Origin of the sequence: Actinomadura sp. KC216, assembly GCF_004348535.1 — a bacterium.
GTDB lineage: Bacteria > Actinomycetota > Actinomycetes > Streptosporangiales > Streptosporangiaceae > Spirillospora.
Window position 1 is genome coordinate 1 of the sequence record NZ_SMJX01000289.1, and the last position, 10500, is coordinate 10500.

Consider the following 10500-nt stretch of genomic DNA (forward strand, 5'->3'; position numbering starts at 1 on the left):
CTCCAGGGGCGGCGGCCCGTCCGGCAGCACCCGCGTCGGGTTCGGGTCGCGCCTGGGCTCGGCGGGCGGGGCCGGGCCGTCCAGGATCGAGGTCGCCTCCGCCTGCGGCTCCGGTGGGCTCTCATCGACCGGCGTGCGCGGCGGCGAGAACTGGGCGAGCTGGACACCTGCCGCCCCCGCCAGGACGCGGGCGGTCTCCGCGGCCCCGGGCCGGGAGCCGGGGTCCTCGCCGAGGCAGCGGCGGCAGAGGATCGCGACCTCCTCCGGGACGCTCGCCGGGAGGGCCGCTGTCGACACGGGCAGCCCGGTCACCGACTCGTGCAGGACGACGCCGAGCGAGAAGATGTCCGCGGCCGGAGTGGGCGCCGAACCCGACAGCAGCTCGGGAGCGACATACGCGGGGGTGCCGAGCACGGGGCCGCCCGACGCGGACGGCCCGGTGAAGGCGATCCCGAAGTCCAGGACCTTCACGCCGACCGGTGTGAGGAAGATGTTCGCGGGCTTGATGTCGCGGTGGACGATCCCGGCGGCGTGGGCGGCGGCCAAGGCGTCCGCGACGCGCGCGCAGATCGCGGCGGCCTCCTGCCAGGGCAACGGCCCCCGGGCCAGGCGCGCCGACAGGCTCTCCCCGTCCAACAGCTCCATGACCACATACGGGACGCCTTGCCTCTGGGGGGACGACCCCTCAGAACCCCCGGAAGCCGCCGTGTGCTCGCCGTAGTCGTAGACGCCGGTGATGCTCGGATGCGTGAGGCCCGCGGCGGCCTTCGCCTCCCGGCGGAGCCGCCGCGTGAACTCCTCGGGCCAGCCCTCCCTGGGCACCTTCACCGCGACGGGACGGTCGAGGACGAGGTCGACCGCGCGCCAGACGGTCGCCATCCCGCCGGCGCCGAGGGGCCTGTCCAGCCGGTAGCGGTCCCCGAGGCGGTCGCCCGGGGCGACGATCTCGGGCATGGGGGAAGCCTAATGCCGTGCTCAGGGCACCAGGTACCGGGTGTCGCGGGCGTCGGTGATCGCCATATGGCCGGGCGCGTGCCCGATGGCGAGCTTCGGCCGGGACGCCATCACGGCGGCCTGCGGGGTCACGCCGCACGCCCAGAACACCGGGAGCTCGTCCACCCGGACCTCGACGGGGTCGCCGAAGTCGGGGCGGCCGAGGTCGTCGATGCCGAGCTCGACGGGGTCGCCGACGTGGACGGGCGCGCCGTGCACCGACGGGTACCGGGCCGTGACCCGGACGGCGTCGGCGACCTGCGCGGCGGGCACGGGACGCATCGACACGACGAGCGGGCCGCCGAACTCGCCGGCGCGGCGGCACATCCGGTTCGTCCGGTACATGGGGACGTTCCGGCCCTGCTCGATGTGCCGGACGGGGACGCCCGCCTCGCGGAGCGCGTCCTCGAACGTGAAGCTGCAGCCGATGAGGAACGAGACCAGGTCGTCGCGCCAGTATCCGGTGACGTCGGCGACCTCGGCGATGGGTTCGCCGTGCTCGTAGACGACGTAGCCGGGCAGGTCGGTGCGCAGGTCGCCGGCGAACAGGGACGCGGACGTCGCGCCGGGTTCGGTGACGTCCAGGACGGGGCACGGCTTGGGGTTGCGCTGCGCGAACAGCAGCAGGTCGTAGGCCTGCTCGCGGGGGACGCAGATCAGGTTCGCCTGCGTCCAGCCCGCGCACCAGCCGGCGGTGGGGACGCGCAGGCCCGCGCGGAACAGCGCCCTGGCCTGCTCCGGCGACAGCGCGCCGGGGTCGAGAGGTCCGGTCATGATCGCTCCTTGGAAACCGTCGGACGGTCGGACACGGAGCGGAACCCGAGGAAAGGCGAGACCGATTCAGAGGATCGGAAAGTGGGTGGCCGCGCGCTCGGAAGGGAAGATGAGTCCGGGTCTGCGGCGCTCGACACCCCCACGCCAAGCGCCGCATGACCCGGACGGCCCCAATCCTGACTGTCGCCAGCGGCCTTGTCTGGTTGAACGCGCGGCCCCGGTCTCATGGTTCCCGCTCTCTGGGAGAAATCTGGAATTTGTCGTCACCTCCACAATTGGTCCAGCTCGGTGAGCAGGTCCCAGCTCAGATACAGGGACATGACCCAGGCGATGCCGCCGAGGACGAGCATCCAGGCGGGATACCTGTACCCGCCGAGCAGGTCGCGGCGGCGGGCCGCCGCCCACATCAGCACGCCGAGCCCGAACGGCAGGATCATCCCGTTCAGCGCGCCCGCGAGGACGAGCAGCTTGGCGGGGGTCGTGCCGATGATGAGGTAGATCACCGCGGACACCAGGATGAACGCCACGACCAGCCGGTTGCGGTGCCGCTCGACGAAGGACGAGAACGAGACGAGGAACGACACCGAGGTGTAGGACGCGCCGATCACGCTGGTGATCGCGGCCGACCACATGATCAGCCCGAACAGCCGCAGCCCCGCCTCGCCGGCCGCGTGCTCGAACGCCGAGGACGGCGGGTTCTCCTTGGCCAGCGTCACGCCGCCCGCGACGACGCCGAGGACGGCGAGGAACAGCAGGACGCGCATCAGCCCGGTGACGAGGATGCCGGTGACCGCGCTGCGGTTGATCTGCTTGACGTGCTCGGCCCCGGTCAGCCCGGACTCGATCATGCGGTGCGCGCCCGCGTAGGTGATGTAGCCGCCGACCGTCCCGCCGATCAGGGTGGTGATGACGAGGAAGTCGACGGTCTCGGGCGCGACGGTCTGCGTCAGCGCGTCGCCGAGGGGCGGGTCGGACACGAACGCCACGTACAGCGTCAGCAGGATCATCACGGCGCCGAGGAGGATCACGATGCGGTCCATCGCGACGCCGGCCCGGCGGCTCAGGAAGATCGCGATGGCGACCAGCGCGGAGATCCCGCCGCCGATCTTGACGTCCAGGCCGAGCAGCGCGTTCAGGCCGAGGGCGGTGCCCGCGATGTTGCCGATGTTGAAGACGAGGCCGCCGAAGACGTCCAGCGCGGCGAGCCCGTAGCCGGCGCCGGGCAGGACGCGGTTGCCGAGCTCCTGCGCGCGCATGCCGGACACGCCGACGATGCGCCACACGTTGAGCTGGATCGCGATATCGACCAGCACGGACACGAGGATCGCGAACGCGAACGCGGCGCCGAGCTTGGCGGTGAACACGGTGGTCTGGGTGATGAAGCCGGGGCCGATGGCGCTGGTGGCCATCAGGAACATGGCGCCGAGGAGCGCGCCGCGGCGGGAGGGTGCGGATGGTGCCGGGGGTTTGTCCAGGGTCCGATCCGTCATGGGGCTGGCCCCTTTCAGGGATGCGCCTTTCCGCCAGCGTAGAGATTGTTCAACAATCCAGCAATCCTTTTGTTGAGATATTTCCGGCTCGCTGGGATACGCTGGCGTTACGCATTCGTACCGCGGCGCGGGCGCTCCGCCGCGCCCCGAGGAAGGGACGCCGATGACCGTGGGAGAGCCGTGGCTCGACGAGATCGCGGCGGCGCGCCACGGGATGGACCGGTCGAGCACCGCGACCCGGGTCGCGGACGTGTTCCGCGAGAAGATCGCCGACGGGCGGCTCGTTCCCGGGACGCGGCTGTCCGACGACAAGCTCGCCGCCGTCATGGGGGTGTCGCGCAACACGATGCGCGAGGCGTTCCAGATGCTCGTCAAGGAACGGCTGCTCGTGCACGAGTTCAACCGCGGCATCTTCGTCAGCCGGGTGCCCGCCGAGGCGCTGGCCGATCTCTACCGGGTCCGGCGCATCCTGGAGTGCGAGGGCGTCCGCAACGGGCGGCACGCCACCGAGGCCGCGCTCGGCCGGGTGGAGGCCGCCGTCCGGGAGGGCGAGCAGGCCGCGGCGATGGGGAACTGGGCGGACGTCGGAACCGCGGACATCAAGTTCCACAAGGCCCTCGCCGCCCTGATGGACAGCCCGCGGGTGGACGAGATGATCGGCCACGTCCTCGTCGAGATGCGCCTCGTCTTCCACGAGATGGGCTCGCCGCGCGAGTTCCACGAGCCGTACCTGGCCCGCAACCGCCGCCTCTACAACCTGATGGCAGAGGGCGACTTCGAGCGAGCCGAAGGGGAACTCCGCGCCTACCTGGACGACGCGGAGGCCCAGCTAATGAAGGCGTACCACGAGAAGGAGTAGTCCCCGAGACCTGCCGGTAGGGCTACGGGGCGTAGTTCATGACGTGGTCGTGGAGGAGTTGCGGGGCCTGCGGGTCGTGGCGGCGGAACGCCTCGATCAGCTCCGCGTGCTCGGCCGACTTGGAGTAGATCTCCGTGTGGTGCAGGCGGAGGGACAGCGTCGTCCACAGCTCGATGCCGAGCCCCTCCCAGACCGACACCAGCAGCCGGTTCCCGGCCGCCTCCACGATCGCGCGGTGGAAGGCGATGCTGAGGCGCATCTGCTCGGTCAGGTCACCGTCCCGCGCGGCCTCGCCGAGCCGGCGGTTGTGCTCCTCCAGCGCGTCCAGGCAGCCGGCGAGGGACGGCAGGGCCAGCTCCACGGCCGTCCGCTCCAGCCCTGCGCGGACGGGGAAGAATTCGGCGAAGTCCCGCTCGGTGAACTCGCGGACGCGGGCACCGCGGTTGGGCAGCGACTCGATCAGCCGCTGCGCCTCCAGCTGGCGGAGCGCCTCGCGGACGGGCCCCTGGCTGACGCCGAGCTCGGCGGCGATGCGGCGCTCGACGACGCGTTCACCGGGCTGCCAGCGTCCGGAGCTGATGCCGTCCACGATGAACTCGCGGATCTGGTCGGCGAGTCCGGTACGGAGCAGCGGTGCGGGGATCGGCGCGTTCACAGCGTCCCATGTTAGACGGAGCGTCGGTAAGTGACTCTTGACGGGTCGAATATGATCGATCATAGATCAATGATGATCGGTGAGCGTCGTGGCGATCCTACGGCGTTGCCCCGGACAGAGGAAGATCGCCGATGGCTGAGACAACGAAGGCCGCTCCGGTTCGCGACCGGAGAACTCGCGGCACCAGGACCCCCCGGGCGAACGCCGCGCCGCCGACCCCGCCGCCCGACGCGGAGACGCTCGTCGGCTACTACCGGCAGATGCTGCTGATCAGGCGGTTCGAGGAGCGGGCCGCCCGCGCCTACACCGAGGCCAAGATCGGCGGCTACTGCCATCTGAACCTCGGCGAGGAGGCAACGGTCGTCGGGCTGATGGCCGCGCTGCGCCCGTCCGACTACCTGTTCACGAACTACCGCGAGCACGGATACGCGCTGGCCAAGGGCTTCAACGCGGTTGCCGGGGGGAGTGGGGGGTCGTCCCCCCACAAGCAGATCGGCGCGGACCGCGTCATGGCCGAGCTGTACGGGCGGTCGACCGGCGTGTCGAAGGGCTGGGGCGGGTCGATGCACCTGTTCGACGCCGACGCCCGGCTGCTCGGCGGGTACGGCATCGTCGGCGGCCAGGTCCCGCTCGCCACCGGCGCGGCGCTCGCCGTGTCCTACAAGGGCGGCGACGACGTCGTCATGTGCCACATGGGCGACGGGACGGCCGCGATCGGCGCGTTCCACGAGTCGCTGAACATCGCCGGCCTCTGGGACCTGCCCGTCGTCTTCGTCGTGATCAACAACGGGCTCGGGATGGGCACGACGGTGGAGAACTCCTCCGCCGAGCCCGAGCTGTACCGGCGCGGCGCCGCGTACCGGATGGAGAGCGCCCGGGTGGACGGCACCGACGTGGTCGCCGTCCGCGACGCCGCGCGCCTCGCCGTGGAGCGTGCCAGGTCGGAGAGCAAGCCGTACCTGCTGGAGACCACGAGCCCCCGGCTGAAGGGCCACTCGGTCGTCGACCCGGCCCGGTACCGGTCCAAGGAGGAGAAGGAGGCCCTCAAGGCCGCCGACCCGCTGGCCCGGATGGCGCTGGAGCTGGAGGAGGCCGGGATCCTGTCCCACGACGACCGCGACAGGCTCGACGCCGAGGTCATGGCCGAGGTCGACGCCGCCGCCGCGTTCGCCGACGAGAGCCCCGCCCCCGAGGTGTCGACGCTCTTCGACTACACCTACGCCACCCCCGTCCCAGGCGAGCTGCGCCGCCTGCCCGCCGACCCGGTATTCAGCTCCTGAGAGGCATCCCCATGGCAACCGTGACCTACCGCCAGGCCCTCCGGGACACGCTCCGCGCCGAGATGCTCCGGGACGAGAACGTCTTCCTGATGGGCGAGGAGATCGGGCTCTTCGAGGGCTCGTACAAGATCACCGAGGGGCTGCTGAAGGAGTTCGGGCCGCGCCGCGTCCGGGACACCCCGATCGCCGAGGAGGGCTTCGTCGGTGCCGCGATCGGCGCCGCGATGCTCGGCCTGCGCCCCGTCGTGGAGATCATGACGATCAACTTCTCGCTGCTGGCGCTGGACCAGATCGTCAACCACGCCGCGAAGATCTACGGGATGTTCGGCGGGCAGGCCAGCGTCCCGATGGTGATCCGCACCCCGGGCGGCGGCGGGCAGCAGCTCGGCGCGACGCACTCGCAGAACGTCGAGCTGTTCTACTCGTTCATCCCCGGCCTGAAGGTCGTCGCGCCGAGCACGCCCGCCGAGGCGTCCGCGATGCTGAAGGCCGCGATCCGCGACGACGACCCGGTGCTGTTCCTGGAGAACCTCGCGCTCTACAACACCAAGGGCGAGCTGCCCGCCGCGGTCGAGGACATCGAGCCCGCCGAGATCGGGCGCGCAGGGGTGACCCGTCCGGGCACCGACATCACGATCATCGGGTACTCGCGGATGGCCCGCGTCGCGGCCGAGGTCGCCGAGACGCTCGCCGCCGACGGGATCTCCGCCGAGGTCGTCGACCTGCGCAGCCTGCGCCCCCTCGACCGAGCGACGATCGTGGAGTCCGTCCGCAAGACGGGCTGCGCCGTGGTCGCCGAGGACGACTGGCTCACCTACGGCATCGGCGCCGAGATCGCCGCGACGATCCAGGAGGGCGCGTTCGACTGGCTGGACGCCCCCGTCCGGCGCGTCGCGATGGCCGAGGTGCCCCTCCCCTACGCCAAGTCCCTGGAGACGGCGGCGCTGCCGTCCGCCGACTCGCTGCTCACCGCCGTCCGCGACACGCTCCGCGCGACCGGCCGTCTCACCTTGGAGCCCAGCTCATGACCGACATCCTCATGCCCCGCCTCTCCGACACGATGGAGGAGGGCGTCATCAGCTCCTGGCAGAAGCAGCCGGGGGACGAGGTCGCGGTCGGCGACGTGATCGTCGACATCGAGACCGACAAGGCGGTCATGGAGTACGAGGCGTACGAGGCGGGCGTCCTGGAGAAGATCCTGGTCGCCGAGGGCGAGACCGCCGCGATCGGCGCCCCGATCGCCGTGCTCGCCACGGCGGGCGGCGCGAGCCCCGTCCCCGCCGCCCCGGAACCGGCGTCCGCCGCGAAACCGGAGCCCGCCACGAAGGCGGAGCCCGCCACGAAGGCGGAGCCCGCCACGAAGGCGGAGCCCGCCACGAAGGCGGATCCCGTCACGAAGGCGGAGCCCGTCACGAAGGCGGAGCCCGTCGCGGAGACGCAGGCCGCACCCGCTCCGGCCCCGGCTCCGGCCGTGCCGCGTTCGGGCAACGGGTCCCGTCCTCCGTCGTCGCCGCTGGCGCGGCGGCTGGCCCGGGACCACGGCATCGACCTGGCGACGCTGAACGGCTCCGGGCCGGGCGGGCGCATCGTCCGGGCGGACATCGAGTCGGCGATCCGGTCCGGCGCACCGGCCCCGGCCGCCGCGCCCGCTCCCGCGCCCGCCGCTTCCGCCCCGGCCGTCACGGCGCAGGCCGCCGAGAATCCGGATGTCGAGGCCGTCCCGCTGAACCGCTTCCGCAAGGTGGCGGCGCGGCGGCTGACCGAGAGCAAGCGCGAGGCGCCGCACTTCTACCTCAACCGCGAGGTGGACGCCGAGCCGCTGCTGGCCTTCCGCGCGCGGCTCAACGAGGCGCTCGCCCCGGCCAAGGTCAGCGTGAACGACCTGATCGTGAAGGCGTCGGCGACCGCGCTTCGCGAGCACCCGGCCGTGAACGTCACCTACACCGAGGAGAACCTGCTCTTCCACAAGCGGGTCCACGTCGGCATCGCGGTGGCGGTCGAGGACGGCCTGCTCGTCCCCGTGATCAAGGACGCGGACCGCAAGGGCGTCGCGGAGATCGGCCGGGAGACCCGCGAGCTGGCGGGCAAGGCGCGCGACGGGAAGCTGAAGCCGCAGGAGATGAGCGGCGGCACGTTCAGCGTCAGCAATCTCGGCATGTTCGGCGTCGACTCGTTCGCCGCCGTGATCAACCCGCCGGAGGCGGCGATCCTCGCGGTGGGCGGGATCCGCGACGAGCCGGTCGTCCGCGACGGCCAGGTCGTGCCGGGCAAGCGCCTGGCGCTGACGCTGTCGGTCGACCACCGCGCCACCGACGGCGCGACGGCCGCCAGGTTCCTGGACCGGCTCGCCACCCTGCTCCAGAACCCGCTGCTGATCGTCGCTTAGAGCAGGCCCCCCGGGAGGCCGGGAAGCCGTACTGTGCCCCGCTACATGGCGGGGCACAGTCATGTCATCGGGGCGATACACGACCAGAGCGCGGACGGGAGCGTGGCCCGGGTCGCCTTCATTGGTCTGCGCCGCCGCGAGTTCTCGCCGTCCCGGCCGCGAACCACTTCTGACCAGGACTCCGACCCCTGTGCGCCCGGAGCGCAGCGATCATGCCGGCGCCGGGCGGCGCCACGGGCGGCGGGCGGCGGCGGCCGCGCACCGGTCGTCCGGCACACAAAGCCCTCTTCGCCGCACCTTGCGCCAACCCATCGCGCGGTTATGTTGTCACCCATGGCAGTCAGTTCTGCACAGATAGTTATTTAGTGGCGCTTGACGACATCGTTCGCCCACGTTCCGGACGGGTCTCCGGAAGATCACCAGAGGATGGGACGCCTGCGATGACATGCGTGATGACGGGCGGTGCCGGCTTCCTCGGCCTGCACCTGGTCAGGGACCGGCTTCTCAGGGGACGGCACGTCACCGTCCTGGCCCATGCGGGCGGCGCGCCGGGCCGGGAGCGGATCGAGCGGTTCCTCGCCGCGACCGGGGAGATGGGGCGGCTGCCCGCTCCGCTCGGCGAGCTGCTGACCGTGATCCCGGTCGACATCGAGCAGCCGCTGCTCGGCCTGCCGCGGCTCGAACACCGCAGGCTCGCCCGGATCGCCGCCGAGGTGTGGCACGTCGCGGCGTCCGTCGAGCTCAACGGCCGGGACGAGCGGCTCCGGCGGACGAACGTCCTCGGCACCCAGCACGTGCTGCGGCTGGCGAGCCTCGCCGCGAGGGGGACGCCGCTCCGCCACGTCAGCACCGCGTTCGTCGCGGGGACCCGGCAGGGCCACGTCAGCGAGGACGACGTCCCCATCAGCGGAAACGGATCGGGAAACGGATCGGGCGACGGCTTCGAGAACGCCTACGAGCGGTCGAAGCACGAGGCGGAGGAGCTGGTCCGCGAGTGGGCGGAGCGGCTCGGCAGGCGGGCGCTGATCCTCCGGCCCGGCGTGCTCGTCCCGCCCGGTCCGCGGACCGTCCCGGAACTCCCCTCCCACACCTTGAGCACCCTCTACCGGGCGGCGAGCCGGCTGCCGGACACGGGCGGCCGGACGGTGCTGCGGGTCGGCGCCGATCCCCGCGCCCGGCTGAACCTGCTGCCCGTCGACTGGGCGGCGGACGCGATGGCGCGCATCGCGTCCGGCGACCGGACCGCGCGCGTCTCGACCGTCCACATCGTGCATCCCGATGATGTGCCCGTCCGGACGATCGCGGCGGCGCTGGAGGACGTGTGCCCGGTCCGGATCCGCATGACGCCGGCGATGCCGGCCGAACCGACCGCCATCGAGGGCATCTTCTACCGCCGGATCACCGGTTTCCTGCCCTATCTCCACCACCGCCGCAGTTTCGACGACTCGACGTTGAGAAAGCTCGCTCCCGGGCTCGCCCCGCCCCCTCCCATCGACCGGACCTACCTGCGTTCCTGTTTCGGCGTCCACGCGCCCGCGGCCGGCGCGGCGGCGAAGACCAGCGCATAGGCCGGGGGCCCGGACATGGAATGCAGCGACGTCATCCGGCCGTTGCCCGACCTGCTGCGCGCGCACGCCCACCGGATCGGCGGCAGGATCGCCTTCGCGGACGCCCGGCGCGGCGTCACCTACGCAGACCTCGAACGGCGCACCGGCAGGCTCGCCGGTCACCTCGCGGCGCGGCCGGGGGACGACGGCGGGCTGCGGCGCGGCGACCGCGTCGCCGTCTACCTGGACGACTGCGTCGAGGTGATGGAGAGCTGCCTCGCCGCCGTCCGCGCCGGGGCGGTCGCCGTGCCGCTCAACCCGCGCGCGAGCGACCCCGAACTCGGCGACCTGCTGCGCGACAGCGCCGCGGCGGTGGTGGTCACCGACCCGGCCCATCTGGACCAGGTGCGGCGGCTGGTGCCGGGCGCAGGTGGGCCGTCCGTGCTCGTCATCGGGGACGGGCCCCCGCCCTCGGGAATGCTGTCCTTCGAGGCCCTGGCCACGGCGGAGCCCGCC

10 protein-coding genes are annotated in these 10500 nt (G+C 72.1%); 6 read left to right on the forward strand and 4 right to left on the reverse strand.

The window, feature by feature from the left end:
- The 3 genes from E1264_RS33715 to E1264_RS33725 all read right to left on the reverse strand — a co-directional run.
- On the reverse strand, positions 1-954 hold a 954-nt coding region (locus tag E1264_RS33715; RefSeq protein ID WP_132180058.1), incomplete at its 3' end, for a serine/threonine-protein kinase.
- 21 nt (positions 955-975) lie between these two features.
- Positions 976-1767: a putative hydro-lyase gene (locus E1264_RS33720; RefSeq protein WP_132180060.1), complete on the reverse strand. Its 792-nt coding sequence runs from the start codon at positions 1765-1767 to the stop codon at positions 976-978.
- Between the two features lie 263 nt (positions 1768-2030).
- Positions 2031-3257, reverse strand: a complete 1227-nt coding sequence (locus E1264_RS33725; protein ID WP_132180062.1) for an NRAMP family divalent metal transporter — start codon at positions 3255-3257, stop codon at positions 2031-2033.
- A 163-nt stretch (positions 3258-3420) separates the two neighbouring features.
- On the opposite strand from E1264_RS33725, the gene E1264_RS33730 reads away from it, so the two are divergent.
- Positions 3421-4116: a GntR family transcriptional regulator gene (locus E1264_RS33730; protein WP_132180065.1), complete on the forward strand. Its 696-nt coding sequence runs from the start codon at positions 3421-3423 to the stop codon at positions 4114-4116.
- A 22-nt stretch (positions 4117-4138) separates the two neighbouring features.
- On the opposite strand, the gene E1264_RS33735 is transcribed toward E1264_RS33730, so the two are convergent.
- Positions 4139-4771 carry a GntR family transcriptional regulator gene (locus tag E1264_RS33735; protein WP_243711325.1) on the reverse strand — a complete coding sequence of 211 codons (633 nt, stop codon included), beginning with the start codon at positions 4769-4771 and terminating at the stop codon, positions 4139-4141.
- Between the two features lie 131 nt (positions 4772-4902).
- Here E1264_RS33735 and pdhA point away from each other — a divergent pair, with 131 nt between their 5' ends.
- The 5 genes from pdhA to E1264_RS33760 form a co-directional block, all read left to right on the forward strand.
- Positions 4903-6051, forward strand: coding sequence for a pyruvate dehydrogenase (acetyl-transferring) E1 component subunit alpha (gene pdhA / locus E1264_RS33740; protein ID WP_132180069.1), 1149 nt, complete (start codon positions 4903-4905; stop codon positions 6049-6051).
- An 11-nt stretch (positions 6052-6062) separates the two neighbouring features.
- A complete protein-coding gene (locus E1264_RS33745; RefSeq protein WP_132180071.1) occupies positions 6063-7079 on the forward strand; it encodes an alpha-ketoacid dehydrogenase subunit beta in 1017 nt (338 codons plus the stop codon).
- Complete coding sequence (locus E1264_RS33750) at positions 7076-8437, forward strand: dihydrolipoamide acetyltransferase family protein (RefSeq protein WP_132180073.1); 1362 nt, start codon at positions 7076-7078, stop codon at positions 8435-8437. The genes E1264_RS33745 and E1264_RS33750 overlap by 4 nt, the downstream gene beginning before the upstream one ends.
- A 452-nt stretch (positions 8438-8889) precedes the next feature.
- A complete protein-coding gene (locus E1264_RS33755; protein WP_165964522.1) occupies positions 8890-10005 on the forward strand; it encodes an SDR family oxidoreductase in 1116 nt (371 codons plus the stop codon).
- Positions 10006-10020: 15 nt separating this feature from the next.
- Positions 10021-10500: class I adenylate-forming enzyme family protein (locus E1264_RS33760; protein WP_132180077.1), on the forward strand; the 480-nt coding region annotated here is incomplete at its 3' end.